This is a genomic window from Endozoicomonas sp. GU-1 (genome assembly GCF_027366395.1).
Taxonomy (GTDB): domain Bacteria; phylum Pseudomonadota; class Gammaproteobacteria; order Pseudomonadales; family Endozoicomonadaceae; genus Endozoicomonas.
In genome coordinates, this window is the sequence record NZ_CP114771.1 from 4935501 (window position 1) to 4959456 (window position 23956).

Sequence of the window (23956 nt, forward strand, 5' to 3'; positions counted from 1 at the left end):
TATGAATACAGATAAACCAGTGAAAAATAGTCATGAAAAGGGGTTTTCATTACCCGAGCTGATTATTGTTGTCGCCATAATTGGTCTTCTGGCAGGTATCGTCTATCCCTCCTACAGCCAGTATATGTATGAAGTTCGACGCAGCGATGCCTGGGCCGCCCTGACCGCCGCTATGGCTGCCCAGGAGCGCTGGTACTCTGTTAACCATACCTATACAGACTCTATGGATATGCTCGGTGGAAGCAGTTCTCCCGAGGGTTATTACAACCTGAGCGTTGAAGCCGACAACTCCTCATTTACCCTGACAGCCACTGCGCTGGGCAATGGTGTCCAGGCTACGGACTCAGGTTGTACACAGTTTACTGTGGATCATTTAGGGGTTCTGGCCCCGGAAGCGTGCTGGAAATAAACGGACGACTTCCAGTTTTTATCCTTGTTTTTGTACCGTCTATCGACTTCTGAACGTCGGTTTAACTCACACACCTAGATTTAAAGAAAGGCGTCCTCGACAGGGAAGTAGGTGGGTTTGTTATTTCTTCAAACAACGTTAAACCATAAATACAACCGTGGCTTCACGCTTGTAGAGATGATGATCACGATTGTCCTGATCGCCATCATGGTCAATCTGGTGATTCCCATCGGGCAGGTTGCTGAAGGGTTCAAGCTTGATTATGTGAATCAGCGGCTCTATGCCAGTGCGGTTCTGGCCAGAAGTGAAGCGATCAAGCGGGCTGAAACCGTCAGCGTCTGTCGCTCTACAACTGGCAGTGGCTGTCAGCCCGGGGTGAACTGGGCAGATGGCTGGATTGTTTTCGTTAACCGTAATGGCAACAACTATGTTGACTGGGGTGAAGAGGTTATTCGGGTTTATAACCCGGTCAGCAGCCCGGTTGAAATTCTGTGGCACAGCAATGCTGAGGTACTCAGTTTCAGACCCAGGGGGAGCGCAGTTCATCAGGGTGGGTTCACGTTATGTTCGGTGCCAAAAAGACCAGTGTTTCAGCGACTGGTGAATATTTCAGGATCAGGGTTGATTCGCAAGCGTGAGGGTGTGAATTGTTTATGACCAACCATATCAATCCTGCCAATGCCAGCCCCGTAAATGCTGAACCAGGTTCCCTTTCGGTTGCGGCTTTTCACAAGACAGGAAGACAGCCCGGGCCTTTGCGGCAAAAAGGGATCGGTATTGTTGAAGTCATGGTCGGTGTGCTGATTTTTGCCGGTGGCGTAATCGCGGTTACTGGTATGCAAAGTCAGGCCATTCGAGCGAATCATGACGCTATCCAGCGATCCCAGGCCGTATGGATGGTGAATGCCGCTGCTGAGGTAATGAGGCTAAACCCGGCCGGGCTGGCAAACTCTGCTTATCAGAGAGAATCATCAAACGCCTCCGCCAATTTGGGTTCCTACTGCCAGGCACCTCCTCCCCGTTGTATTGGTACCACATGTAATGCTGATCAAATGGCGGCGTTTGATATTCATGGTTTGATGTGCGGCAGTGCCAATATCGTGATCGAACCGAGAATCGACATCAGCTGTGATGGCTCCTGTTTGCCGACGGATAAAGTCAGGGTCCTGATTTCCTGGGCCGCAAGGGGAACGGAAAAAGGTGTTCTTGGGGATCGTCAGCAGGTTGAATTCAGGTACGTCAGGAATTGAACAATGCCCAATATAATTCATCATCAAAAGGGGTTCAGCATTGTAGAAATGATGCTGGCCTTTCTTATGGGGCTGATAGTCGCAGGCAGTGCTTTACAGTTAATGGTGAACAATAGTCGCTCCGCCAGTGTGAATGAGTTTATTGCCACAGCCCAGGAAAACGGACGTCATAGTCTCTATATCATGAGTACTGAGTTTCGTAGAGCCGGCTTCAGATCCGAGATTGGAGCAGGCTCAATACAACCTTTCTACCTGGGAAGATGCGAAGGGGGGGCGACCTGTACGATTGAAGGTGGTGGTACCAACAGTGACAGAGTGGCGATTCAATATGAGCCCGTGCCAAATCGTGATAATGGTCAACTTCAGGACTGTACCGGAGCAACCGTTGTCCCGGGGGCATTGACAGCAGACGTCTATTTTGTAGCACCGGACCATGCAAACGATCACATCAGCACCCTGTTTTGCCGTGGTTATGATCCATTAACGGGAACTCCACGGGGGAATGCCCAGGCACTGGTTCAGGGTGTGGAGCGATTGCAGGCACTTTATGGGATTGCACCGGCGGGGGAGTCAAGTATTAACCAGTATGTGACAGCCTCTGGGGTGGCAGACTGGCGACAGGTTTTAGGCATTCGTGTTGGCGTGCTGGTCAGTGCTGGAAAGGAGTCACGTATTTTTGATAGAAGGTCCAGAACCTATAACCTGCTCGATAGTGGCAGTTTGACAATGGATGATCAGACGCCCAGGTACATGTACAGCACAGCCATCCGTTTGAATAATGCTGGATTTTAGGAGGCTGTCCGAGAGCTCCGGAGAGAGAACCGATGAATAAGGTTAATAAAGGTTTCACCTTGATTGAACTGATGATTGTTGTGGCCATTATTGGTATTTTGGCAAGCATTATGCTGCCCAGCTATCGGCAATATGTCACCGAATCAAAAAGAGGTGAGGGTGCTGCCATGCTGTTGAACGTCATGCAGCAGCAGGAACGGTATTACACTGAGATGTTGAGATACACTGCCAATCTGGCCGATTTAGGGTTTGACACCACAAGCCCTGTAGAGTCTGAAACTGGTACTTACCAGATACAGGCCGCTCAGTGTGGTTCAGACTCCCTGGAGCGCTGCGTGCAGTTAACTGCTGTTGCCCAGGGTTTGCAGGCAGAAGATGGCAATATGACTTTGGACAGCCGCGGAGCACGAACACCTCAAAGCCACTGGCGATGATGTTAGCAAGATGTCGGCAGGTAGATGATTTGCAATAACCCGTTTGGAATTTCACTGATGAAAAAGCTCGATGGATATTATGTGGCAGAATGATCAGTCGATAGCACCATTTGAAGACCTCATTAATACGGGCTGTCATTATGGAAAGCGGTTCAGAGCAACGCAAGCAGACGGGTTCTTTTTTATTAATCGTTATGATTGTCATGCTTGTTATGACGTTTTCCGGTCTTATGGTTATGGAAACAGCATTGCTGGAAGAAGTAACTGTAGGCAATGAACAGCGAACCATTGAGGTATATCAGGTTGCCTTCAATGAGTTGGAAAGCCAATTTTCCTACCTGGATGCCAATCCCGTACATTTCCGTAACGCCTTCACCGCGAAGCAGGAAACTCTGTCTCCTATTGTTAATCCGGGTGGGTGTAACAATGCAGTTGGAATATGTCAGAGGGTTACACTCAGGTATGTTTCCAATACCCTTCCTCCCCCCGGATTTGACATTGCTAAATTCATTGGCCGTGTTTATGAGTTAGACAGCATAGCTACGCTCAATGGTAACGGAGCCAGTTCAAGCCAGACTATGGGGATTATCTTCGTTGATACATTACCAGGAAGCTAACCCGGATATTTCATAAACTGCCCCGAATCTCGCGTAGGAATTTGTCGCTCTAAGGGATTTTGTGAGGGAGCGCCGTACCGGGGAGTACGGTCGACTGAACACAACTCCCTTAGAGCGGCAAAGGACAAGCGAGAGCGGAAGCACGTTTATGAAATATCCGGGTTAAGGGCTTCTGCGTTTGGAAGCTTAGGCCAACAGATCCTGAATCAGACGCTCTTCATTTTTCCACCGTATTGGTTCCGGTGATGTAACTGGCCGCATCGGAAAGCAAAAATGCGGCAGCATTGGCAAACTCTTCAGGCTTGCCGTAACGCCCCATGGGAATAGCTGACTCGGCCGCTTTTCGAACTTTGCCCGGGCTGGTATCAGACCGTTGCGCCAGGAACATGTTCAGGGCTTTGATTCGATCCGTATTGATGGAGCCCGGAATCAGATTGTTGATGCGGATATTGTATTGCGCCAAGTCGGTTGCGAGTGTTTTTACCAGACTGTTGACGCCTGAACGCATGACATTACTCATCACCAGAATATCGATGGGTTCCTTTACGGCGGAGGAGGTCAGGGTAAGAATGCTGCCGCCGTTTACTTTAAGCGCCGGCAGCGTTGCCCTGATCAGTCGTATGGCGCTCATCAGCGTCAATTCAAAAGCAGCCTGCCAGGCTTGATCATCAAACTCTTCAAAGAAACCCGGTGCCGGGCCTCCGGCATTGATGACCAGTCCATCGATATGAAAACTTTGTTTTGAATACCAAGATCCATACGATGAAACTCCTGTATTTATTTTCGACGCGCTTATGGCTTGTGAGGCCGGGCAAGATACTCTGTAGACTGCATCTCCTGCAGACGACTGCGCGTTCTCTTGAACTCAAACGACAGAGCACCACTGGCATAGAGTGCTTCAAGATGAACTTCACTGGATAAAATAAGTTTTACGCCACGGTCATAGAACTCGTCAATCAGATTGATGAAGCGGCGGGCCTGATCATTCCGGTTGGCATCAAACTGAGGGACATCCTGAACAATGACTGAATGGTACAGGCAGGCAAGCTCGATATAGTCATTCTGGCTGCGGGGGCCATCGCACAGATCCGTAAAGGTAAACCAGGCCACATCTCTGCCTGACTTTACGGTGTTGATCGGGCGTCCTGATATTTCGATGCTCTGGCCCGACTCAATATGTTCCGGGTCAGCAGCCAGCTCTGAAAATATCCGCTCCAGCTTTTCATGGTTGGCCTTATTGAGGGGCCAATAGTAGGTTTCAGCTTTTTCCAGAAGACGCAGGCGATAGTCAATATTGCCATCAACATTCACCACCAGGGTGTGCTTTTTTATCAGGTCGATGGCCGGAAGGAAACGGGCCCTTTGCAGTCCATCCCTGTAGAGAAGGTCGGGGTCCACATTCGATGTGGCGACCAGGGTGACGCCCCGCTGAAACAGTTGATCCATTAAACCGGCCAGGATCATGGCGTCCGTGATGTCGGAAACAAAGAACTCATCAAAGCAGATGATCCTTGCTTCTTTGGAAAGACGTTCAGCGACGCTTGATAGCGGGTTTTTCTGTCCCTCCAGTGTCTTAAGCTCGGCATGCACCCGGCGCATAAAGTGGTGGAAGTGCATGCGCAGCTTATCCTGAAAGGGCAGGCAGTGATAAAAGGTGTCCATCAGCCAGGTTTTACCCCGGCCAACGCCCCCCCAGAAATAGAGGCCACGTAACGGCTCACGAGGCTTGCCGAGGGCACCTTTGATCTTCTTGAGGAGTGATCCCCCGGGTGGCTGGATCAGCTGTTCATAGAGGTTTTGCAAGTGTTTTACCGCCTCAGCCTGGGCGGGGTCCCTGCTAAAACCTTTTTGGGTGATATCCCTGTGATAACAAGCTTGCGGGGTCATAATCAAATACTGGATAAAGGAGCGCTGCTTATTGTTTTCATATTTGCCAACGGGGCAAAAGCTGTCAATGTAACTGGACTACGGTCAGGTGGCAAGGCTTGCTGAACTGAACCTTTTCAGGCCGGGTTCGGTCATCATAGGCTTTGATGTTCTTTTATCACTCTTTGACGAAAGCAACTATACAAAGTAAGCGGTGGACAAAGTCTGTGGGTTTTGCTCGAATCTGGCTTTTGTCGGTATGGGCTAGGCCAACTTCAATGGAATCTATACAATCTGTTTATAGGCAGGTGCTAAAGCACATGGCGTTGTGATTTAATGACAAGGGCGCGGGCCCCACTGAGTGAGGCGATACTGTGGAAAACATGAACGTACTTTGGTTTATCGGTAGTCTGGCGTTTCTGACGGGGATTCTGTGTGGTGCGCTCGTTTACCATTTACTGTCCGGTGCAAAATCCCGTAACGGCAGGCTGGAGAGCCAGCTGGATGAACTTCAGCAGGAATTCAAAGAGTACCAGGAGCGTGTGGGAGATCACTTCACCACATCAGCCCACCTGATCAATAAACTGACCGATACCTACCGGGATGTCCATGAGCATCTGGCCAATGGTGCAGAAGCGCTCTGTAAGGATGAAGAAGTCCGCAACCGGCTTGGCGACTCCCTGTTAAGCAGTAACGCACTGCTGTCCGGGAAGATTCATAAGCGTCGTAATGAACGCACGCCACCCCTGGAGCAGCCCAAGGACTATGCGCCTAAATCCTGCCCTGATGAACAGGGAGCGTTGGCTGAAGAGTATGGTTACGGTGAGTCTGCGAAAGAAGGAACCACCACCGATAAATAAACGGTGACATACAGGCTTCCTGTCGAGGAAGCCTGTAGCAACTCTATTTAAGCTTCCAGGGCATCCAGATACTTCTCGGCATCCAATGCTGCCATGCAGCCAGTACCGGCAGAGGTAATCGCCTGGCGATAGACATGATCCATAACATCCCCGGCGGCAAACACTCCCTCTTTTGACGTCAGTGTGGCATTGCCTGCCAGACCGCTATTCACCCGGATATAGCCATCTTTCATGTCCAGCTGACCGGCAAAAATACCGGTATTCGGGGTATGGCCGATGGCGATAAAGCAGCCCATTGCGGATATTTCTTCGGATTCACCACTCAGCACATTTTTAACCCGGACGCCGGTGACCCCCATATCGTCGCCCAGCACTTCATCCAGAACAGAGTCAAGAACCAGTTTGATATTGCCGTTCTGCACGCGATCCATCAGTTTGTCCTGAAGGATCTTTTCTGAGCGAAATTGCTGGCGTCGATGAATCACGGTAACGGTTCTGGCAATGTTAGAGAGATAGAGCGCTTCTTCAACCGCCGTGTTGCCGCCACCGACCACGACCACATCTTTATTTTTGTAAAAGAATCCATCACAGGTTGCGCAGGCGGACACCCCTTTACCCTTGAAGGCTTCTTCACTGTCCAGGCCGAGATAGCGTGCGCTGGCTCCGGTGGCGATAATCAGGGCATCGCAGGTATACGTGTGGCTGCCTTTCAGGGTGTAGGGCTTTTGGCTGAAATCCACTTCTTCGATATGATCAAAAATAATTTCAGTACCAAAGCGTTTGGCGTGGGCTTCCATCTCCATCATCAGGCCGGGGCCCTGAAGCCCTTCCTGTCCACCTGGCCAGTTATCAACATCCGTTGTGGTGGTCAGCTGGCCCCCCTGTTGCATGCCGGTAATCATGACCGGATTGAGATTGGCCCTGGCGGCATAGACAGCGGCGGTATAGCCCGCAGGCCCGGAACCAAGAATTAACAGGCGGGAGTGTCTGGTTATGCTCATTATGTACTCCATTAATAAGGGGTAATGATTAAATGGCCTTATAATAGCTATAGCCTTTGAGCCATGGCAATTGGCAAAAATTATGAGTCTTATTGTCTGTCCCTATTGCAGAAGAGCCCAAGAGAAGAAAACAAGAGAAATAGCTGTTGCTGGTGTAATATTTCGGTTTCTGGCAAGCATTAACAATAAAGTGATGATACATAACACCCCTGTATCAGGCCCCGGTTACTTTATCCGGGGACTGAAAATGATTTTACTGCCACAATTGCGATGGTTTGTTTTGATTCCGCTGGTCATTAATATCCTGGTGTTTTCCGGGATTATTTATTGGGCATCGGGCCATTTCTCTCTGTGGATGGAGCAACTCACCGGCTGGATGCCAGAGTGGCTGGCGTTTCTGGAGTATCTGCTATGGCCGCTGTTTTTCTGGCCCTGGCGGCCGTGATGTTTTTTACCTTCACCATTATCGGGAATTTTATTGCGGCCCCGTTTAATGCACTGCTGGCGGAAAAAGTGCAGCGAATGGAAGGCGCAGAGCTGCCTGATCTTAAATTGTCTGACTGGCTGACAATTGTGCCGAGAAGTATTGGCCGGGAGTTGCGCAAACTGTTGTATTTCCTGCCCCGGGCAATTGTGCTGCTGATACTGTCTTTTGTTCCGGTGCTGGGACTAGTGTTGTGGTTTTTATTCAATGGCTGGATGATGGCTATCCAGTACTGTGACTATGCAGCGGATAACCGGGGTGTCTCATTTTCCGACATGTTATCACGATTGAAACCGAAGCTATCAACGTCGTGGCCTTTTGGTGCGGTTGTTAACCTGGCCATGTTGATACCGTTGATCAATTTGCTGATTATTCCCGCTGCGGTCGTTGGTGCAACGCTGTTGTGGGAACGGGAAATAGAGCAGCCTGTGACCGCAGGCTGATGGGATCTTTTATATAGGCAAGGAGTGGGTTTAATGAGTTGTCTTTTCTGTAAAATTGCTGAGGGCGATATTCCCGCAGATAAAGTATTTGAAGATGATCAGGTGGTGGCCTTCAGGGATATTAACCCGGCGGCTCCAACCCATATTCTGGTCATTCCCAAAAAGCACATTGCGACCATGAATGATGCCGTAGCAGAAGACCAGTCACTGCTGGGCAAGATGATGCTGGTGGCAAAAGACATCGCGGCCAGCGAAGGGGTAAGTGAGGATGGTTTTCGCTTGGCCGTGAATACCAACAGCCATGGTGGGCAGTCGGTGTACCATATACACCTGCATTTGCTGGCGGGACGTCAAATGCAGTGGCCGCCGGGCTGATTGTGAGCCATAGAGGTTTTGCGTAGGGCCTTAAAAAGAAGGGAACCACAAAGGCACAAAGACACAAAGCTTTTTCTGGGCTTGCCTGGTTCAGGCTCAGCAAACAAAAAAGGCTTCCTTTGTGTCTTCGTGCCTTTGTGGTTTGAATCCTCTATTCGGTTTCGATAATCTCGTAGCTGTGGGTGATTTCAACACCACCTTTGCCCAGCATATGGGCAACCGAGCAGTATTTTTCGGCGGATAAGTTTACGGCACGTTCCACCTGGGATGCTTTGATCTTGCTGCCTTTCACCACAAAAGACAGATGTATTCTGGTAAATACAGCGGGAATGGCATCAGCGCGTTCGGATTCAATGTCCACATGGCAGCTGGTCACTTTCTGACGCGCTTTTTCCAGGATATTGACCACGTCCACCGAAGAGCACCCACCTAAACCCATCAACACCATCTCCATGGGGCTCGGTGCGCTCTTCTGGTGTTTATCGGCATCCATAACGATGGAGTTGCCACTGTCGGTCAGTCCCAGAAAACGCTGGTTATCAACCCACTTGACTTGTGCCTTCATTTGAAATTCCTGTTCTCGTTTGACTGTTTCTATTTGCGGGCAATTCTAAAGCCTTTGCATCAAAACAGCTATTCAATCAGAATTCTGTATTCTTCGTAACAGCATCCATTCATCGAATAGTGCCAAGACATTCAAGAAAAGTTTGCGGTATGATGTGACCAAAACAAGGCAGTTGTGGTGAAAAGATGTTGGCAAAGAATTTACCTGTCAGACCAGCCTCCGGTGTAAAACACTTTTTGTCTGTTTTTTTGGACATGTGCTCCCGGAAAAACTATCCGGCCAGAAGTACCATACTCTGTGCCGGTGATACTTCAGAGACCCTTTATTACATCGTCAAGGGTGCTGTATCCGTGGTTATCGAAGACGATGATGGTCGTGAGATGATCGTTGCCTATCTGAATCAGGGGGACTTTTTTGGAGAAATGGGTCTTTTCGACGAGGGTCAGCAGGAACGCAGTGCCTGGGTTAAGGCCAAGACCGCCTGTGAGGTAGCGGAAATCAGTTACCAACAGTTCAGGGATCTGGTGCAGAAAGAACCCGAGATTCTGATGATGCTGTCTGGTCAGATGGCTGCCCGTTTGAAGGATACCACCCGGAAGATGGGGGATCTGGCATTTCTCGATGTGACCGGCCGGGTGGCCAGAACGTTGCTGGATTTATGCCGTCAACCCGATGCCATGACGCATCCTGATGGGATGCAGATCAAAATAACCCGTCAGGAAATTGGTCGTATTGTCGGTTGCTCCCGTGAAATGGTTGGGCGGGTTCTGAAAAGCCTTGAAGCCCAGGGGCTTGTTTCGGTAAAAGGAAAAACCATGGTGGTGTTTGGCACCCGTTAGAAGAGCCGTAACAATCAACCCTTGCTGAGTGTCATTGGAACCTATACTGAGGCTTATATGTTTTCTCAGGGGTTTCATAACATGGTTAATAAAGGTATCAGGTTCCTGGCTCTGCCGATCGCACTATCTGCCTTGCTGTCGGGGTGTTCAAATAATACGGGTCAGGTTGAAGGCAAGGTAGAGGAAAAGCTGGAAGTTGTCATGTTTCGGGTGACTCCGGCAGGTAATGGGCCAACCATAGGCAGCGTGATTATCCATCATGCCGATGATGTTACAAAAGGGGTCAGATTACAGCCGACTCTGCATGATCTGTCGCCCGGTAAACATGGCTTTCATGTTCATGAAAATCCCTCCTGTGAGCCCGGAGAAAGGGGGGCAGAGCGTTGCTGCCCTGGCCGCAGGTGATCACTATGACCCCAATGGCACCGGCCACCACGAGGGGCCTGACGGTCACGGGCATTTGGGGGATTTGCCGGTATTAATGGTGGATGAATATGGGAAGGCGATGAGCCCGGTTGTAGCACCTCGACTGTCACTCTCTGAACTGAAGGGGCGTTCACTGGTGATTCATGCTGGTTCCGATAACTATTCTGACAACCCTCCCCTGGGTGGCGGTGGTGCCAGAATAGCCTGTGGGGTTATTCAATAGTTGGCCAAGATTGGCCGACCCTCTCAGGGCGGCCTTTGATCATAAATAACTGCCAAATAATCTGCTGAGCGCTTCTCCCGGATCTTCCTGACGCATAAAAGCCTCTCCCACCAGAAAGCTGTTCACATTGTGCCGGACCATGGATTCCACATCCTGCTTTGTGTGTATACCACTTTCCGTAACCACCAGCCGACCATCGGGAATCCGGTTCAGCAACTCAAAGGTATTATCCAGACTCACTTCAAATGTATGCAGATTGCGATTGTTGATACCAAGAATAGCGCCCGGCAATGGCAGCGCTCTTTCCAGCTCATCGGCCCCGTGCACCTCGACCAGAACGTCCATTCCAAGGGATTGTGCCAGCGCATTAAATTCACTGAGCTGTTGGTCAGACAGTGCGGAGACGATCAACAGGATACAGTCAGCACCGATCATCCGGGCTTCGTATATCTGATACGGGTCGACCATAAAGTCTTTACGTAGCACAGGCAGAGAGCAGGCATCTCGAGCAGCCTGTAAAAAGCGATCACTCCCCTGAAAAAAATCCTGGTCCGTCAACACGGACAGGCAGCTGGCTCCGGAGCGTTCGTAGCTTCTGGCGATGTCAGCGGGCTCGAAGTGTTCCCGAATAACCCCTTTGCTGGGAGAGGCTTTTTTGATTTCCGCAATGATAGCGGCCTGTTGCTTTTCCACCCGTAACAGCAGGTTTCGGGCGAACCCCCGTGTTGGGGTGTTTTCTTCGGCCAGCGTTTTCACTTTATCAAGCGGCCTGGTATTGCGGCGCTCAGAAACTTCTTCATGCTTCCGGGCAATGATTTTATTCAGAATCGTCGGTAGCAACATGAATGGGATCCTCACACTGACCAGGTGGCTGCTTCAGCAGAAAAAACGCGGGTGAAGCTGGCCAGCTCTTTCATTTTCTCCAGCGCCAGGCCGCTATCGATAGCGTCCCGGGCCATCAGAATACCTTCCTCAAGGCCACCGGCAACTCCCGAAAGATAGATGGCAGCACCAGCATTCAGGGTGATCATGCTGGCGGCTTTTTCAGCGTATTTTCCTTCCTGCTTACCGAGGGCGTCTTTGATCAGCGCCAGTGATTCATCACTGTCTTTTACATCCAGCCCGATCAGGCTTTGGGAGTTGATATTGAAATCTTCCGGTGTCAGGGTGTATTCGCGGATGTTGCCATCCTTCAGCTCAGCAACGTGAGTGGCACTGGCAATACTGATTTCATCCAGTCCATCGACGGAGTGCACCACCATAACATGCTCATTGCCCAGTTCACGCAGTACTTCCGCCAGAGGACGGCATAGCTCCCGGTTAAAGACACCAATCAGCAGATTTTTTACGTTAGCCGGGTTGGACATCGGCCCAAGAATATTAAACAGAGTACGAATGCCCAGCGCCCGGCGCACTCCGACCACATTTTTCATGGCTGAGTGGTGGGCTGGTGCAAACATAAAGCCGACCCCCACCTCAGTAATGCAGCGGGCCACCTGATCAGGGCTGATATCCAGGTTGACGCCAGCCTGCTCCAGAAGATCGGCGCTGCCACTTGCGCTGGAAACCCCTCGGTTACCGTGTTTTGCCACTTTGGCACCGGCAGCCGCACAGACAAATGCCGACGCTGTCGAGACGTTGAACAGGTGGGCTCCATCCCCGCCGGTACCGACAATATCCACCAGGTGCTCAGTGTTAACCTCAACCCGGGTAGCCAGCTGTCGCATAACCATGGCCGCCCCGGTGATCTCTTCAATGCTCTCGCTTTTCATCCGCATGCCCGTCAGAAAAGCCGCAATCTGGCTGTCACTGCACTGGCCTGTCATGATCTGTTGCATGACCTCGACCATTTCATCCCGGCTCAGGTCAAGATGTTGTACGACCCGGTTGATGGCTTCTTTTATCTGCATGTCTTCATTCCCTTAGCTCAATGGTTATATGGACTGTTTGAGAAAATTGGCCAGAAGGTCGTGTCCCTGTTCGGTCATAATGGACTCCGGATGAAACTGCACGCCCTCAACGGGCAGTTCTCTGTGGCGAACGCCCATGATCTCGTCATTGCTGCCGTCGGCAAACTGCGTCCATGCGGTGACCTCAAGACAATCAGGAAGACTCTCTTTATCAATCACCAGTGAGTGGTAACGGGTTGTGGTGACCGGGTTGGCCAGTCCCTGAAACACCCCGAAATCCTGATGGAAGACCGGGGAAACTTTCCCGTGCATCACCTGTCGGGCACGAACAATCCTGCCGCCATACACCTGGCCAATGCTCTGATGGCCAAGACAGACTCCCAGGATCGGAACCTTACCCTGAAAATGTCGTATAACATCCATGGATATGCCAGCTTCGTTTGGCGTGCACGGGCCAGGAGAAATAACGATATGGTCTGGCTTTAACTTTTCGATGTCATCAATGGTGATGTGATCGTTCCTGTGGACATCGACAGTAGCCCCCAGTTCCGAGAAGTATTGAACCAGGTTAAAGGTGAATGAGTCGTAGTTGTCGATCATTAACAGCATCAGTGTTTCATCCCTTTAATGAATCCGGTTTGGGCCATGGCTACCGCACGAAACATTGCACGCCCTTTATTCATGGTTTCTTGCCATTCCAGGTCCGGGCTGGAGTCAGCAACAATACCGGCACCGGCCTGAATATGGAGCTGCCGGTCTTTGATAACCGCGGTTCTGATGGCAATAGCGGTGTCCATATTGCCGTTCCAGGCCAGGTAGCCCACTGCGCCGCCATAGACTCCCCGTTTGACCGGCTCCATTTCATCGATGATTTCCATGGCCCGTACTTTGGGTGCCCCACTTAACGTCCCTGCGGGTAGCGTAGCTTTTAGTACATCCAGGGCATCCAGTCCACTTTTCAGTTCGCCCGTCACATGGGAGACAATGTGCATAACGTGGGAGTAGCGCTCGATGACCATCTTGTCCGTCAGCTTTACTGAGCCTGTGGTTGCTACACGTCCAACGTCGTTTCTTCCCAGGTCGATCAGCATCAGGTGTTCTGCCAGCTCTTTGGGGTCATTGAGCAGCTCCTGTTCGAGCGCTTTATCCTTCTCTTCGGTATCACCGCGTTTTCGGGTGCCGGCAATGGGCCTTACGGTCACCTCGCCATCTTCCAGCCGGGCCAGAATTTCAGGAGAAGAGCCCACTACATGAAAATCCCCCAGATCCATGTAGTACATGTAGGGGGAAGGGTTGGTGCTTCGCAGAGCCCGGTAAAGATTCAGCGGTGAACTGTCATAGGGAATGGACATTCTCTGGGAGAGAACCACCTGCATTGCGTCGCCTGCCAGAATGTAATCCCGAATAGCGCCAACGGAATCTTTGAAGGCTTCTTCGCCAAACCCTGATTGAAAATCATCTTCACAGGCGGGGTTCAGAGAGGCCTGGACCGGAGGTTGAATGTGGCTGGTTTGCAGCTGGCGCACAAGGTTGTCCAGGCGGAATTGTGCTTTTTCCAGTGCGGCTGGCTGGTCAGGGTTGGCATGGGTGATCAGGATCAGTTTGCCACTGAGGTTGTCGAATACTACTAGTTCATCAGACACCATTAACAGGATGTCCGGTGTATGCAGTTCGTCCTTCGGGGCGCTCTGTGCCAGTTTGGGCTCAATGTAGCGAATCGTATCGTAACCAAAATAACCCACCAGGCCGCCGGTGAATCTGGGCAGTTCCGGCAACTCCGGCACTTGATAACGTTGCTGGAATGCCTTGATAAACGCCAGTGGGTCGCTGGTGGTGTGTTCTTCGACAATCTGGCCATCGGTTTCGATCTGAATACGATCGCCGTTGACCCGTAGCAAGGTGCGGCAGGGCAGGCCAATCATCGAGTAGCGGCCCCACTTTTCACCGCCCTCCACGGACTCCAGCAGGTAGGAGTAGCGGCCATTGGCAAGCTTGAGATAGGTGGTTAACGGTGTGTCCAGGTCTGCCAGAATCTCTCGTACAACGGGAATGCGGTTGTATCCTTCTCTGGTCAGACGCGCAAACGCTTCAGGCATCATAGCAGCTCTCTCGAATAAGCTAACAGGATTATTGATTGAAATTATCTATGTTTGGCAACAACCATGTTGCCGTTGGGCTAAGTGAAATTGGCAGGCCTATGGCCAGCACCAGGAGGTGAAAAGGAGGGGCATTGAAGTCAGGAAAGCGCCGAAACAGGTGTTTTGGTAGCTGCATCTGATGTGAAAACGCTTTTGGTGAAGACTGTCTCGGTTTCGACAGTCTCGGTTTCGACAGAGTTTCACTGCAAACTCCCTGCGCACTGCTAAGTTATTTCGGTGCTTCTCACTATATTGTGATTGAAAATGGTATATGAATGCTCTGACTATTACAAACCGAAGAATTGCCCTGCTTGTTGTCCCGGGTTGTGATGCTCTCCGCTCTCCCGTATCCGAGGGAATAAAGGACAGGGTTTATGGCAATTATGTTTAATGATGCAGTGTGCTGCAGTTGTCTGTTATTGATTCTGATCAGTTTATTAGTACATCCACTTAATGAATGGGGTACCTTCTTGAAGTGGTTGAGACTATGCAGGGAAATTCACATGATAGAAAATTCCAGTTACACCCGGGGGCTGAATCAGGCTCAAGGCTTGATGCAAAGCGATCTCCATAATCCAAGAGCAATACCGGGTCAACGTACACATGAAGGTTGCTGGTCGTCAACGACCAGGAAAAAAATCACTGGTTACCTTGTTAGCCGACCTTTGGTTTATATCTGCAATAAAACATTGTCAATTTATTTGAAAATCGCACTATGCAGGCAAGGGGGAATTGATAGTTCAGAAAAATTATTGAGTTCGGAGGAGACAGAAAAGGTAAATATGTTTCTGAGTGAGTTGCATGCTCGTGCCAGCGAGCTGATCCAGAAACTCGATCTTAACGACGTGAGACAAGAGGTTAAACAGTCTTTCATAGATCTTGATCTGATGGATTTGAGAGGTGAGTGGACTCAGGAAATATTCGAGATAATCAGTAACAACTTATCGGATGATATTTCGCAGGAAACGATAGAAAGGGAAATCAGTGAGGTTTTCAAGAATATCAAATCAAATGATTATTTGATGCATGCGATTCATAACATCATTAATGTCAGTGAAACGACCGAAGGCATGCTCGAAAAGGGCAAAAATGAAATTATTCATGAACTGGAATCGGTACTGCCATTTGCTCTGGCGCTCAATTTACTGACCAAAGCACAAATTCAAAATACCGAAGTATTGGAAGTGTGTGTTCATTTGTGGAAAAAAAAGCGAAATGAAATGAGGAGGGCTAACAGAGGGCTGGGTTTCAAAAAAGTGATTAAGCTCATCTCCGTTGAGCAGCCTATTGTGAAGATGTTGAAAAGTCGAACGAAACGAGATTATCCTCATTCGCAGGGGCGTTGTGTTTTGCCCTTTAATATCATTGAAGCGACCGCCTTTGAGACAGTCAGAGGCCGTCACGAAAATGCCTGTGCAGGCTTGACCCTGGCCCAGCATTATCCGGGAAAATACACCCAACGTGCTTCTGAGTTGGATGAGCAGGGGCAGCAACCCCTGTTCAATTATCCGATGCCAAAGCAGTGGAGTGATCTCTACACAACCTGGAATATGAATTTTTGCGTCAACAGCAAAGAGCGACCCGAAATGCTGAGTAAGTTGTTGATGCCTGCGGTGAGTAGTTATCAGGATAAGCCCAGGACCTATATATCGTGTAGATCATATGCGTTATATACCGCGCTTAACTATCTGTTTTTCAGAGCTGAGAAGTCGAATCCGGTACCCAGGCTGTCAACGGTTGCGAAGCAGGCGTGGGGGCACAGCAATCGGGTTTGTTCACGTCTTTACCAGCGTGAGGTAACTTCGGAGGCCGCTGTTTGGGAAAATGGAATGGCACCGACTGCATGACACCATTCCCGAACCTGGTTAAGCCTTCGTTGGGAGAAGTGTGGTTAATGACGCAATCCCCAGGTCAGGCTTGGCCCACTCAATAGGTTCACCATGATTATATCCATAAGGTAAGCCAATCACCCGGACACCCGCTACTCTGGCTGCACGAATATCATTAACAGAGTCACCAATCATCAGCGACTTTCCGGTGGGACAATTAAACCTCTGCATGGCATGCAGCAGAGGCATGGGGTGAGGTTTTTCTTCAGGGAGGCTTTCTACCAGCGTGCCATCCAGGTCGTACATGACCTGGCCAGGTTGTTCAGAAATGGATGGCCGCTGGATGTTGTCATGGTTTATAAAGCCACGACTTCAGCCAGCTCGGAGCGCATTTGTGTCACGACATCCTGATAGTTGTCAGCACCAAAAATGGCGGAGCCGGCAACAAAGGTATCCGCACCGGCCTCGGCAATCTGGCGGATATTACTGGCCGACACACCACCATCTACCTGAAGACGGATATTCAGCCCACTATCATCAATCAGCTTGCGAACCCTGCACAGTTTTTTCAGGGTTGAGGGAATAAACTTCTGACCGCCAAAGCCGGGATTGACCGACATCAACAGGATCATATCCAGCTTGTCCATCACATACTCAAGCCCATCGGGGGATGTTGCCGGATTGAGTACCAGCCCAGCCTGGCAGCCACCTTCGCGAATCAGTTGTAAGCTGCGATCAATATGTTCAGAGGCTTCCGGATGGAAAGTGATCATGCTGGCACCGGCTTCAATAAAATCACCGATGATACGATCGACAGGGCTCACCATCAGGTGAACATCGATGGGCGCAGTGACGTCATGCTTTCTCAGTGCCTTGCAGACCATCGGACCCAGGGTGAGGTTCGGGACGTAGTGGTTGTCCATAACATCAAAGTGAATCCAGTCCGCTCCGGCGGCCAGAACATGATCGACCTCTTCACCCAGGCGGGCAAAATCTGCGGAAAGAATGCTTGGGGCAATAATATAGTCGCGCATGGTTATCCTGATCTGCTTGTGTATGATTTTTGGCGATTGTAGCGGGTTGTCAGGGCTCTGTCAGGTGCAACCGGCTCTGACACATCGCAGGGATAGACCGGCCATTTCAGGCTGAGACCGTAGCGTAATGCCTGCACAATTATTCACAATGGTTGACATCGTCTATGCTTTTACGCCACGCACTGTGCTGACTGAGCACCCCGTTATCTTCTGGTCAACGGTCAATCGACTGGAGGAGGGACCGCCTCGAAAAAGGTTAAGGTTCATTTGATTGGCAGCATTGTTGGTGAGGCTTGTGGTAAAAATAAAGACGATTTTTTCAAGCGCTTTGGTGTGGGGAATGAGGCGATATGGTTGTATCGCACTGATTATCACCGGCCAGGCAATGGCAACTTATCAGGGCCAGTCTGACGACGTTGTGGCTTCAGACTATGTGGGCTCTGTGGAATTGAGGGATATCTTCGGTGTTAAGGGGAATTTGAAATATACCGTGGGGTGCCAGCAGGGGGTTGCCGAGTCCTGTCGAATAATGATTTCAGTCCCGTCAGAGGCGGAAGAGATTGATCAAATGGAGGAAGTGGAGGATAGAGCTTTTGGTTATGTCAATTACCTCTCTTACCTTAAACGAACCGGGCAACCGTTGTTGGTGGACTATGAGGAAATATTGACTGAATCCGCATCAGAGGTTTCGGGTTACAAGGTGCGATTTACCACGGAAAGTAAGGTCAGGCGGTTGGTAAAAAAAATTGATTCAAGGACAATGCCCGCCCCTTTGCAGAAAAACCCGTTGTTACTTTTTTTAATTCTGGCAACCCATCAGTCAGCCCTTGATTTGATGCTGTCCCCGGAAAGAACGCTTTATATTATGAGCCTGGAGTGGATGGATCTTAAGTCACTGTACATCAGTAGCGCAGGGCGAGGGGGGATTTATGGTTATCGATATTACAAATTTCCCAAGGATAATGAGCTTTTTCTCGATCTTGGCGGGCCTTTCAGTATAAACGGCCTCTCAGAAGGTGTCGGGTTCAGTTTTGCTGATAATGACAGAACTCAGCCTCCTGTGAGAATGGTGACCGGGTATCATGGGGATCAGAAAAACGGTTTTGTTAACAGGGTATCTTTTATCGTCACTTACGCTGCCCTCGCCGGTGGTTTTGGTGTGAGTTTATGGAGTCGAAGCATTATTGGCTTCCTGCTGAACTCCCTGTTACTGGCTGTTGAAGTCCGAACCAGTGGCGCTTCCTCAGAGCTTGAGAGGCTCGGCAGAAGGTTGCTTCCGCAAGGTCTTCAGTTTAACCCGGACTTTCAGGGGCGGCATATTTTAAAAGTCCTCAGGGCTTCTGAAGGCGATTTGCAGGTTGCTCGTTAGTCATGTGGCCGCGTTATGCAAATTAATAATGCAAAACCATGGGCTGGCAAAAATATCCGGTCAGCTGTTCCCTGGATGTGCTGTCACAGAAGGCAAGTATGGTGGTTCCGGGTTTTTAACAGAGATCCGGTTCGCAGGGGGCTTTATTTCCTCTTGCCAAACGGTATAATACCGCTCCCGTTTCCCGATTGAGCGCCCAATGTTTTGAACAGGCCGGTATTGCTGATCTGGGGCTATTAGCCTGGCTCTTGCCCAGCAGGGAACGGCCATGTAGGAACAGGTATCGCGTCAGCGATATCATAGAGGCGAATTTAATGAAAACTTTTAGTGCTAAGCCAGAAACCGTAAAACGTGACTGGTTCGTAGTTGATGCCGAAGGCAAAACGCTGGGTCGTCTGGCAACAGAAATCGCTCTGCGTCTGCGCGGCAAGCATAAGCCAGAGTACACTCCTCATGTGGACACTGGCGACTACATCGTGGTAGTAAACGCCGAGAAAGTACGTGTTACCGGACGTAAGTCTACTGACAAGATGTACCACCGCCACACCGGTTACATCGGCGGCCTGAAGTCCATCAGCTTTGACAAGCTGATCGACCACAAGCCTGAGCTGGTAATCGAAACGGCTGTTAAGGGGATGCTGCCCAAGAATTCTCTGGGTCGTGCCATGTACAGCAAGCTGAAGGTTTATGCCGGAAGCGAGCATCCACATGCTGCTCAGCAGCCTCAGCAACTGGAAATTTAATCAGGGGTGGTTATGTCTGTAACTCAATACTACGGAACTGGACGTCGTAAGTCCTCAACCGCACGTGTTTTCCTGAGAGCTGGTTCTGGCAGTATCACTGTCAATGGCCGTTCCCTGGACGAATACTTCGGCCGTGAAACTGCTCGAATGGTAGTTCGTCAGCCTCTGGAACTGACTGAGCTGACTGAAAAGTTCGACATCAAGATCACTGTATCTGGTGGCGGCGGTTCTGGTCAGGCTGGTGCTATCCGTCATGGTATCACCCGCGCGCTGATGCAGTACGATGAGACTCTGCGCTCTCCTCTGCGTAAAGCTGGCTACGTTACCCGTGACGCTCGTGAAGTTGAGCGTAAGAAAGTGGGTCTGCGTAAAGCCCGTAAGCGTCCACAGTTCTCCAAGCGCTGATATTGTGCTCAGACAACCTGCCGGTTTTTCCGGCTGGTTGCCTGGATTACTGGAAAACTTCCCTTTGTGCCTCTTTCGGGAGAGCGTATCGGGAGGTTTTTTTATGCCTGAAACTTTTATTAAAAAAACCTGTGCCCTGTTTTGGGCATTTTTTTTATGCGTTAAAACCAGTATCATTACGCACTGCCGCTTATGTGGGTAAGTATAATGCGAGGCGGCTTTATTGTTGGGGGTTGATTTCAGCTGTCAGGTTGTTATTTGAGGTGCGGGGGTTCTGCGAGAGAGCTTTTGAGTCTTTGTCCTTTCCGGGTTAACAAAAGCCCTGTTTCAGAAGCAAATCTGTTATCATGTCTGGTGTCCTTTGTTTGAACTTGTGACGAATGGACTGTGATGGGTGTTATCCTGCCAATAATAAAGTTCGGGGTTCAAAAACGGAAAGCCGGTTTACTGATCGATTGTACGTTTTACAGAGTTCCTCGCTGGAGGTTTGCGGAGACTCTCGGACAGGCTTCCTAGTTATCACACCCATGAACAAAAAGAAGTCATTGGGCATTCAGCCCGGATGGGGAGAGTAGGTTAATGAGTGACAACGGCATAAACAAAGGCCGGCGCCGCTTTCTCGTGGCAGCGACTTCGGTGGTGGGGGCTGCCGGTGCTGTAGGGGTCGCTACGCCTTTTCTGAAGTCGTGGAACCCGAGTGCAAAAGCTAAGGCTGCCGGTGCACCGGTAAAAGTCAATTTAAGCAAGCTGGAACCCGGGCAACAGGTTGTCTATGAATGGCGGGGTAAACCAGTCTTTGTGCTGCGACGTACCAAAGATATGCTTAATGAACTGCCATCACAGGATGGGCGTTTGCGCGACCCGAAATCAGAAAGCTCAGAGCAGCCTGAGTATGCCACCAATCCGTACCGTTCACGGACGGAAGATGTTCTTGTTCTGGTCGGTTTGTGTACCCACCTTGGGTGTTCTCCAAAATATCTGCCGGAAGTCAAACCCATGGAGTTTGATGCCAACTGGAAGGGGGGGTATTTCTGCCCCTGTCATGGTTCGCGGTTCGATCTGGCCGGTCGGGTGTATAAAGGAGTTCCTGCCCCAACGAATCTGGTCGTGCCACCTTACTCCTTTGAAGGCGATGATATTCTGATTATCGGTAAAGATGAGGAGAATGCGTGATGGGAAATAAAATAATGGCCTGGGTTGATGCCCGACTTCCCGTCACCCAGGCGTGGGAGAAGCATCTCAGCAAATATTATGCGCCCAAAAACTTCAACTTCTGGTATTTCTTTGGTTCTCTGGCCCTGCTGGTTCTGGTTAACCAGCTCCTGACGGGCATCTGGCTGACCATGAGTTATGTGCCCAGCGCTGAAGCCGCTTTTGCTTCTGTTGAGTACATCATGCGGGATGTGGAATATGGCTGGTTAATCCGCTATATGCACTCTACCGGCGCATCCATGTTCTTTGTGGTTATTTATTGCCACATGTTTCGTGGTCTTCTCTACGGGTCCTACAAGGCACCACGGGAGTTGATCTGGATCTTTGGTATGGCCATCTACCTGGCGCTGATGGGTGAGGCCTTTATGGGGTACCTGTTGCCCTGGGGGCAGATGTCCTATTGGGGGGCGCAGGTAATTATTTCCCTGTTTGGCGCTATTCCGGTGATTGGTCCGGATCTTCAGCAGTGGATTCGTGGTGACTTCCTGATTTCCGGTATTACCCTGAACCGCTTCTTTGCGCTGCATGTCATTGCGCTGCCGATCGTTATTCTTGGTCTGGTGGTTTTGCACATTCTGGCATTGCATGAAGTGGGCTCAAACAATCCGGACGGTATAGATATCAAGAAGAACAAAGGACCCGATGGTGTGCCCCTGGATGGTATCGCTTTCCACCCCTACTACACCGTTAAGGATATTGTCGGGGTTGTGGTCTTCCTGTTTGTGTTCTGTGGCATTATTTTCTTCTTCCCGGAGATGGGCGGGTTCTTCCTTGAGCATGCCAACTTTGAACCGGCCAACGGCCTGAAGACGCCCGAGCATATTGCACCAGTCTGGTACTTTGGCGCGTTCTACTCCATCCTCAGGGCGATTACCTTTGATATCGGGCCAATCGACTCCAAGCTGGGTGGGGTTATCGCCATGGGGGGCGCGATTGCCATTCTCTTTGTTCTGCCCTGGCTGGATCGCAGCCCGGTCAGATCGTGGCGTTACAAGGGCATGATCAGCAGAACCAGCATTGTGGTTTTTGCCTTTGTCTTTATTTTGCTGACCTGGCTCGGAACGCAACCGGCAACTGAGACTTATACACTCATTGCCCAGATCTGTACGCTGATTTACTTTGCGTTCTTCCTGTTGATGCCTTTCTACACACGATGGGAGAAGACCAAACCTGTACCTGAGAGGGTGACCGGCTAATGAAAAGAATAATACTGACCATTAAGTTGTTTCTGGTTTCGGTGCTGTTTTCATCGTTGGCGGCAGCAGCCGGTGGGGGATACCCTCTTGATGAAGCCAATCTGGACCCTTCTGACAAAGCTTCGCTGCAGCGGGGGGCGAAGTATTACCAGAACTACTGTGCAGGTTGTCATGCGACCCAGTATCAGCGCTATGAGCGGGTAGCGGATGACCTTGGCATTCCCCATGACCTGATGATGGAGCACCTGGTATTCGATAAGTCTGCCAAGATCGGTGATCTGATGCATAACAGCATGGACCCGGACGAAGCGAAGGTCTGGTTTGGTGCTACACCTCCGGACCTGACACTGGTGTCCCGCGTTAAAGGTGGGCCTGACTGGCTTTATACCTACCTCCGGACCTTCTACGAAGACCCAAGCCGCCCTTATGGGGTAAATAACAAGGTCTTCCCGGATGTTGGTATGCCCCATGTGCTTCTGGGGCTTCAGGGAGTACAGATCGACAATTGCGGTGATACAGACCCAACGGCCCGTGACCCGCTGACCGGAGACAAGATCTGTGGCCTGACGGTTGATCCGGAGCGTAAGGGGAGTATGACGCCCAGCGAATACGATCAAATGGCCTATGATTTGACCAACTTCCTGGCTTACTCTGCGGAGCCAATGCAAGAACAGCGTAAGCAGCTGGGTATTTATGTATACCTGTTCCTGGCGCTGTTCTTCGTGTTTGCCTATCTGCTCAAACGGGAATTCTGGAAGGATGTCCACTAAGCAATAGTCGCCGTTATCGGCTCTCTGAACCAACAAGCCCACAAAGGAATGTTCTTCTTTGTGGGCTTTGTGCTTTTTATGGTTATCAAAAAGCCGACAATGACAGGCTTCATCTCTGGCTGTCAGTAGAAGGGCTTGCTAAGATTCCAGTTTTTTGAATCCCCCTCTGGTATTTAAGACGATGAGTAAATCACTTCGTGACCAGCTGATGAAAGCTGGCCTTGCGACAAAACAACAGGCATTACAGGCCAAAACCAGTAATAAGAAAAAGAAACAGCAGGCTGCCCGCTCTGGTGATATGACCGATCAGGAAAAGCGCCGTATTGAGCTGGAGAAAGAGAGGCAGGCTCAGGCTGAGAAAGATCGTGAGCTGAATCGACAGCTTGAAGATGAACGTCAGCGTAAGGCCTTGGACGCACAGGTTCGTCAACTGATTGAGACTAATGCATTGTCCCGTAATGGGGGCGAAGCAGAATATAAGTTTGTTTATGAAAACAAAATCAAGAAAATTTATGTGACTGATGAACAGTTAACCAGGTTGGAAAGGGGCTTGCTGGCCCTGGCGATACTGGGCGACGATTTTCTGGTCATCCCTGCGCCGGTGGCCAGTAAGATTGCAGAGCGAAAGCCAGAAGCGATTGTCATGCAGAATAATAAGTCTGGCGATCTGACCGAGGAAGAAGAAGACTGGTATGCGGATTATCAGATTCCGGATGACCTGATGTGGTAACGGGGGCCACCCCCCCGTTCAATGAATGTGTTCTCA

29 protein-coding genes and 1 pseudogene are annotated in these 23956 nt (G+C 50.3%); 20 read left to right on the forward strand and 10 right to left on the reverse strand.

From position 1 onward, the window contains the following. The first annotated feature begins 1 nt into the window (after position 1). From O3276_RS20580 to O3276_RS20605, 6 genes are all read left to right on the forward strand, one after another. Positions 2–409 (forward strand): type IV pilin protein, encoded by a 408-nt coding sequence (locus O3276_RS20580; RefSeq protein WP_269672992.1) that lies wholly within the window; start codon positions 2–4, stop codon positions 407–409. A 117-nt stretch (positions 410–526) separates the two neighbouring features. Further along, a complete protein-coding gene (locus O3276_RS20585) occupies positions 527–1066 on the forward strand; it encodes a GspH/FimT family pseudopilin (RefSeq protein WP_269672993.1) in 540 nt (179 codons plus the stop codon). Continuing rightward, positions 1063–1659 carry a type IV pilus modification protein PilV gene (gene pilV, locus O3276_RS20590; protein WP_269672994.1) on the forward strand — a complete coding sequence of 199 codons (597 nt, stop codon included), beginning with the start codon at positions 1063–1065 and terminating at the stop codon, positions 1657–1659. The genes O3276_RS20585 and pilV overlap by 4 nt, the downstream gene beginning before the upstream one ends. A gap of 3 nt (positions 1660–1662) precedes the next feature. Continuing rightward, complete coding sequence (locus O3276_RS20595) at positions 1663–2451, forward strand: PilW family protein (RefSeq protein WP_269672995.1); 789 nt, start codon at positions 1663–1665, stop codon at positions 2449–2451. Positions 2452–2483: 32 nt separating this feature from the next. After that, positions 2484–2885, forward strand: coding sequence for a type IV pilin protein (locus tag O3276_RS20600; protein ID WP_269672996.1), 402 nt, complete (start codon positions 2484–2486; stop codon positions 2883–2885). 140 nt (positions 2886–3025) lie between these two features. Continuing rightward, complete coding sequence (locus O3276_RS20605; RefSeq protein ID WP_269672997.1) at positions 3026–3502, forward strand: pilus assembly PilX family protein; 477 nt, start codon at positions 3026–3028, stop codon at positions 3500–3502. 217 nt (positions 3503–3719) lie between these two features. On the opposite strand, the gene O3276_RS20610 is transcribed toward O3276_RS20605, so the two are convergent. Together O3276_RS20610 and zapE are read right to left on the reverse strand one after the other, a co-directional pair. After that, on the reverse strand, positions 3720–4298 hold the full coding sequence (locus O3276_RS20610) for an SDR family oxidoreductase (protein ID WP_332328288.1): 579 nt from the start codon (positions 4296–4298) through the stop codon (positions 3720–3722). Beyond that, the gene (gene zapE, locus O3276_RS20615; RefSeq protein ID WP_269672998.1) at positions 4295–5389 is read right to left on the reverse strand and encodes a cell division protein ZapE; all 1095 of its coding nucleotides are present in this window, start codon (positions 5387–5389) and stop codon (positions 4295–4297) included. The genes O3276_RS20610 and zapE overlap by 4 nt, the downstream gene beginning before the upstream one ends. A 362-nt stretch (positions 5390–5751) precedes the next feature. On the opposite strand from zapE, the gene O3276_RS20620 reads away from it, so the two are divergent. Beyond that, entirely contained in the window at positions 5752–6228 is a 477-nt protein-coding gene (locus O3276_RS20620; protein ID WP_269672999.1) for a Z-ring associated ZapG family protein, read from the forward strand. 47 nt (positions 6229–6275) lie between these two features. Here O3276_RS20620 and trxB read toward each other — a convergent pair whose 3' ends face one another. Next, positions 6276–7229: a thioredoxin-disulfide reductase gene (gene trxB / locus O3276_RS20625; RefSeq protein ID WP_101745135.1), complete on the reverse strand. Its 954-nt coding sequence runs from the start codon at positions 7227–7229 to the stop codon at positions 6276–6278. A 247-nt stretch (positions 7230–7476) separates the two neighbouring features. Here trxB and cysZ point away from each other — a divergent pair. Together cysZ and O3276_RS20640 are read left to right on the forward strand one after the other, a co-directional pair. Beyond that, positions 7477–8156, forward strand: a pseudogene (gene cysZ, locus O3276_RS20635) (sulfate transporter CysZ). A 33-nt stretch (positions 8157–8189) separates the two neighbouring features. Next, positions 8190–8531 (forward strand): histidine triad nucleotide-binding protein, encoded by a 342-nt coding sequence (locus O3276_RS20640; RefSeq protein ID WP_269673002.1) that lies wholly within the window; start codon positions 8190–8192, stop codon positions 8529–8531. Between the two features lie 151 nt (positions 8532–8682). On the opposite strand, the gene O3276_RS20645 is transcribed toward O3276_RS20640, so the two are convergent. After that, a complete protein-coding gene (locus O3276_RS20645) occupies positions 8683–9096 on the reverse strand; it encodes an OsmC family protein (protein ID WP_101745137.1) in 414 nt (137 codons plus the stop codon). Between the two features lie 185 nt (positions 9097–9281). Between O3276_RS20645 and crp the strand changes: the two genes are divergently transcribed. The 3 genes from crp (at position 9282) to O3276_RS20660 (ending at position 10584) form a co-directional block, all read left to right on the forward strand. Continuing rightward, the gene (gene crp / locus O3276_RS20650; RefSeq protein WP_442876541.1) at positions 9282–9935 is read left to right on the forward strand and encodes a cAMP-activated global transcriptional regulator CRP; all 654 of its coding nucleotides are present in this window, start codon (positions 9282–9284) and stop codon (positions 9933–9935) included. A gap of 201 nt (positions 9936–10136) precedes the next feature. Beyond that, entirely contained in the window at positions 10137–10340 is a 204-nt protein-coding gene (locus tag O3276_RS20655; RefSeq protein WP_269676027.1) for a superoxide dismutase family protein, read from the forward strand. Beyond that, positions 10276–10584, forward strand: a complete 309-nt coding sequence (locus tag O3276_RS20660) for a superoxide dismutase family protein (RefSeq protein ID WP_269673004.1) — start codon at positions 10276–10278, stop codon at positions 10582–10584. Before O3276_RS20655 ends, O3276_RS20660 begins: the two co-directional genes overlap by 65 nt. Positions 10585–10623: 39 nt before the next feature. Here the strand turns inward: O3276_RS20660 and trpC are convergent, their stop codons facing one another. The 4 genes from trpC to trpE are packed head-to-tail and all read right to left on the reverse strand — an operon-like array spanning position 10624 to position 14593. Next, positions 10624–11427, reverse strand: coding sequence for an indole-3-glycerol phosphate synthase TrpC (gene trpC, locus O3276_RS20665; protein ID WP_269673005.1), 804 nt, complete (start codon positions 11425–11427; stop codon positions 10624–10626). Between the two features lie 11 nt (positions 11428–11438). Then, positions 11439–12494, reverse strand: a complete 1056-nt coding sequence (gene trpD / locus O3276_RS20670; protein WP_269673006.1) for an anthranilate phosphoribosyltransferase — start codon at positions 12492–12494, stop codon at positions 11439–11441. 24 nt (positions 12495–12518) lie between these two features. Then, the gene (locus O3276_RS20675; RefSeq protein WP_269673007.1) at positions 12519–13103 is read right to left on the reverse strand and encodes an anthranilate synthase component II; all 585 of its coding nucleotides are present in this window, start codon (positions 13101–13103) and stop codon (positions 12519–12521) included. Next, a complete protein-coding gene (gene trpE / locus O3276_RS20680) occupies positions 13103–14593 on the reverse strand; it encodes an anthranilate synthase component I (RefSeq protein WP_269673008.1) in 1491 nt (496 codons plus the stop codon). The genes O3276_RS20675 and trpE overlap by 1 nt, the downstream gene beginning before the upstream one ends. A gap of 542 nt (positions 14594–15135) precedes the next feature. On the opposite strand from trpE, the gene O3276_RS20685 reads away from it, so the two are divergent. Next, positions 15136–16479, forward strand: coding sequence for a hypothetical protein (locus O3276_RS20685; RefSeq protein WP_269673009.1), 1344 nt, complete (start codon positions 15136–15138; stop codon positions 16477–16479). 18 nt (positions 16480–16497) lie between these two features. On the opposite strand, the gene O3276_RS20690 is transcribed toward O3276_RS20685, so the two are convergent. Continuing rightward, positions 16498–16767, reverse strand: coding sequence for an HAD-IA family hydrolase (locus O3276_RS20690; protein WP_269673010.1), 270 nt, complete (start codon positions 16765–16767; stop codon positions 16498–16500). A 50-nt stretch (positions 16768–16817) separates the two neighbouring features. Next, positions 16818–17495: a ribulose-phosphate 3-epimerase gene (rpe, locus tag O3276_RS20695; protein ID WP_269673011.1), complete on the reverse strand. Its 678-nt coding sequence runs from the start codon at positions 17493–17495 to the stop codon at positions 16818–16820. Positions 17496–17835: 340 nt separating this feature from the next. Here rpe and O3276_RS20700 point away from each other — a divergent pair, with 340 nt between their 5' ends. From O3276_RS20700 to O3276_RS20730, 7 genes are all read left to right on the forward strand, one after another. Then, positions 17836–18864, forward strand: a complete 1029-nt coding sequence (locus tag O3276_RS20700; protein WP_269673012.1) for a hypothetical protein — start codon at positions 17836–17838, stop codon at positions 18862–18864. Positions 18865–19178: 314 nt separating this feature from the next. After that, entirely contained in the window at positions 19179–19607 is a 429-nt protein-coding gene (gene rplM / locus O3276_RS20705) for a 50S ribosomal protein L13 (RefSeq protein WP_101745146.1), read from the forward strand. A gap of 12 nt (positions 19608–19619) precedes the next feature. After that, entirely contained in the window at positions 19620–20012 is a 393-nt protein-coding gene (gene rpsI, locus O3276_RS20710; RefSeq protein ID WP_101745147.1) for a 30S ribosomal protein S9, read from the forward strand. A 579-nt stretch (positions 20013–20591) separates the two neighbouring features. After that, positions 20592–21185, forward strand: a complete 594-nt coding sequence (gene petA / locus O3276_RS20715) for a ubiquinol-cytochrome c reductase iron-sulfur subunit (RefSeq protein ID WP_101745149.1) — start codon at positions 20592–20594, stop codon at positions 21183–21185. Continuing rightward, a complete protein-coding gene (locus tag O3276_RS20720; RefSeq protein ID WP_209203477.1) occupies positions 21185–22420 on the forward strand; it encodes a cytochrome b in 1236 nt (411 codons plus the stop codon). Before petA ends, O3276_RS20720 begins: the two co-directional genes overlap by 1 nt. Continuing rightward, positions 22420–23190, forward strand: a complete 771-nt coding sequence (locus tag O3276_RS20725) for a cytochrome c1 (RefSeq protein WP_269673013.1) — start codon at positions 22420–22422, stop codon at positions 23188–23190. The genes O3276_RS20720 and O3276_RS20725 overlap by 1 nt, the downstream gene beginning before the upstream one ends. A 181-nt stretch (positions 23191–23371) precedes the next feature. After that, a complete protein-coding gene (locus O3276_RS20730) occupies positions 23372–23920 on the forward strand; it encodes a DUF2058 domain-containing protein (protein WP_269673014.1) in 549 nt (182 codons plus the stop codon). Positions 23921–23956: the final 36 nt, after the last annotated feature.

Bases quoted from the DNA above. Each gene is read 5' to 3' on its own strand.
- trpD (WP_269673006.1), bottom strand. From the start codon at position 12,494: ATGCAGATAAAAGAAGCCATCAACCGGGTCGTACAACATCTTGACCTG.
- O3276_RS20605 (WP_269672997.1), top strand. From the start codon at position 3,026: ATGGAAAGCGGTTCAGAGCAACGCAAGCAGACGGGTTCTTTTTTATTA.
- rpsI (WP_101745147.1), top strand. From the start codon at position 19,620: ATGTCTGTAACTCAATACTACGGAACTGGACGTCGTAAGTCCTCAACC.
- O3276_RS20595 (WP_269672995.1), top strand. From the start codon at position 1,663: ATGCCCAATATAATTCATCATCAAAAGGGGTTCAGCATTGTAGAAATG.
- O3276_RS20640 (WP_269673002.1), top strand. From the start codon at position 8,190: ATGAGTTGTCTTTTCTGTAAAATTGCTGAGGGCGATATTCCCGCAGAT.
- O3276_RS20720 (WP_209203477.1), top strand. From the start codon at position 21,185: ATGGGAAATAAAATAATGGCCTGGGTTGATGCCCGACTTCCCGTCACC.
- O3276_RS20730 (WP_269673014.1), top strand. From the start codon at position 23,372: ATGAGTAAATCACTTCGTGACCAGCTGATGAAAGCTGGCCTTGCGACA.
- O3276_RS20645 (WP_101745137.1), bottom strand. From the start codon at position 9,096: ATGAAGGCACAAGTCAAGTGGGTTGATAACCAGCGTTTTCTGGGACTG.
- trpE (WP_269673008.1), bottom strand. From the start codon at position 14,593: ATGATGCCTGAAGCGTTTGCGCGTCTGACCAGAGAAGGATACAACCGC.
- trxB (WP_101745135.1), bottom strand. From the start codon at position 7,229: ATGAGCATAACCAGACACTCCCGCCTGTTAATTCTTGGTTCCGGGCCT.
- O3276_RS20725 (WP_269673013.1), top strand. From the start codon at position 22,420: ATGAAAAGAATAATACTGACCATTAAGTTGTTTCTGGTTTCGGTGCTG.
- trpC (WP_269673005.1), bottom strand. From the start codon at position 11,427: ATGTTGCTACCGACGATTCTGAATAAAATCATTGCCCGGAAGCATGAA.
- O3276_RS20690 (WP_269673010.1), bottom strand. From the start codon at position 16,767: ATGTACGACCTGGATGGCACGCTGGTAGAAAGCCTCCCTGAAGAAAAA.
- O3276_RS20620 (WP_269672999.1), top strand. From the start codon at position 5,752: ATGAACGTACTTTGGTTTATCGGTAGTCTGGCGTTTCTGACGGGGATT.
- O3276_RS20600 (WP_269672996.1), top strand. From the start codon at position 2,484: ATGAATAAGGTTAATAAAGGTTTCACCTTGATTGAACTGATGATTGTT.
- O3276_RS20685 (WP_269673009.1), top strand. From the start codon at position 15,136: ATGATAGAAAATTCCAGTTACACCCGGGGGCTGAATCAGGCTCAAGGC.
- zapE (WP_269672998.1), bottom strand. From the start codon at position 5,389: ATGACCCCGCAAGCTTGTTATCACAGGGATATCACCCAAAAAGGTTTT.
- pilV (WP_269672994.1), top strand. From the start codon at position 1,063: ATGACCAACCATATCAATCCTGCCAATGCCAGCCCCGTAAATGCTGAA.
- O3276_RS20580 (WP_269672992.1), top strand. From the start codon at position 2: ATGAATACAGATAAACCAGTGAAAAATAGTCATGAAAAGGGGTTTTCA.
- O3276_RS20675 (WP_269673007.1), bottom strand. From the start codon at position 13,103: ATGCTGTTAATGATCGACAACTACGACTCATTCACCTTTAACCTGGTT.
- rpe (WP_269673011.1), bottom strand. From the start codon at position 17,495: ATGCGCGACTATATTATTGCCCCAAGCATTCTTTCCGCAGATTTTGCC.
- O3276_RS20655 (WP_269676027.1), top strand. From the start codon at position 10,137: ATGTTTCGGGTGACTCCGGCAGGTAATGGGCCAACCATAGGCAGCGTG.
- petA (WP_101745149.1), top strand. From the start codon at position 20,592: ATGAGTGACAACGGCATAAACAAAGGCCGGCGCCGCTTTCTCGTGGCA.
- crp (WP_442876541.1), top strand. From the start codon at position 9,282: ATGTTGGCAAAGAATTTACCTGTCAGACCAGCCTCCGGTGTAAAACAC.
- O3276_RS20700 (WP_269673012.1), top strand. From the start codon at position 17,836: ATGAGGCGATATGGTTGTATCGCACTGATTATCACCGGCCAGGCAATG.
- O3276_RS20660 (WP_269673004.1), top strand. From the start codon at position 10,276: ATGAAAATCCCTCCTGTGAGCCCGGAGAAAGGGGGGCAGAGCGTTGCT.
- rplM (WP_101745146.1), top strand. From the start codon at position 19,179: ATGAAAACTTTTAGTGCTAAGCCAGAAACCGTAAAACGTGACTGGTTC.